Consider the following 1,253-nt stretch of genomic DNA (forward strand, 5'->3'; position numbering starts at 1 on the left):
CGAGGTCGTTTAATTCGGTTCTTTGGAGTAGTAACCAAATTTCCTCGCTAAGCTGCGCGCTCTGTTGATAGCCAAAGACGCCTTGGTAATCTGATAGGAGTACTGCTGCATCCAAAGGGCGGTTTATTTTGCTATATGCCGTCGCAAGTAAGCGAACGATAGTTTCTTGCTGAGACAGGCTAGTTCTGAGGATGCTATCGACCTGGAGGTCGTCTAGCGTTGTTTTTAAAGTTTCGACATTATTTGTTTGAAGAGATGTTTCAATTAACGTCAGGTTATAAGTGGAAATTTCGTCTGATGTTAAGCTCTGCGTTTGTACGTTCTGTAAAGCATGTTGCGCTTGTGTGTAATAGCCTTGCTCAAGAAAGGCTTGTGCAGCGTTTAAATAATATCGATTCTTTTGGGTTTCGGATGTTTGCGCTTTTGCATCTTGAAGATACTGTTCTCCAACGCTTAAAGGTTTGATTTCTTGTTCAGGAGATTTCCCGCCAGTTATGGTCTTGGGCTGACTGCTGCACCCGGCAATGATTAAGCCAATTGAGAGTGAGAGCGTCAGAAATCTTAGGGGTATTCTAATCATGTTGAATGCAGTAGGAGGAACGAAGCTGTTATCATACGGTAATTCTAGAGCGAGGATAACAAATTTGGAAAGCGCTATTTATATTGTTGCCACACCTATTGGTAATTTAGGCGATATTTCTCAGCGAGCGATCGAAGTTCTTGGGAATGCCGATCTGATCGCGGCGGAAGATACAAGGCATACAAAGAAGTTGTTGTCTCATCTAGGTATTCAGAAAGAAATGCTCTCCCTGCATGAGCATAATGAGCGAGAACGGGTTGATCAGCTCGTTGGTTTGGTTAATCAAGGAAAGAGCGTAGCGTTGGTCTCTGATGCAGGCACGCCCCTGATTTCAGATCCAGGCTATGTGCTGGTGTCTCAGGCGCGGGCACAGGGTGTAAAGGTTTTACCTGTTCCGGGTGCATGTGCGTTGATTGCCGCACTAAGTGCATCTGGGGTCGCGAGTGCTCGATTTTCCTTCGAAGGTTTCTTACCTGTTAAGCAAAAAGCGAAGCGAGAACAGTTGGCAGCATTGGTCGATGAGCAACGGACAACGATATTTTACGAATCGACCCATCGAATTATGGATACGATGAAAGCTCTGTGTGACGAGTTGCCGGCTAGAAATATATGTTTGGCTCGTGAGTTAACGAAAACGTTTGAAACTTTTCTTGTTGGTACCGTTGAAGACGTT

General features: G+C 44.9%; 2 protein-coding genes. One reads left to right on the top strand and one right to left on the bottom strand.

Annotation, left to right across the window (positions count from 1 at the left end; translation table 11 throughout):
* A partial coding sequence (locus A3739_RS04670; protein WP_156502356.1) for a penicillin-binding protein activator occupies positions 1-580 on the bottom strand: 580 nt, incomplete at its 3' end.
* Between the two features lie 64 nt (positions 581-644).
* Between A3739_RS04670 and rsmI the strand changes: the two genes are divergently transcribed.
* The coding region (rsmI, locus tag A3739_RS04675; protein ID WP_231877007.1) for a 16S rRNA (cytidine(1402)-2'-O)-methyltransferase at positions 645-1,253 on the top strand (609 nt) is incomplete at its 3' end.

The organism is Oleiphilus sp. HI0067 (genome assembly GCF_001635735.1).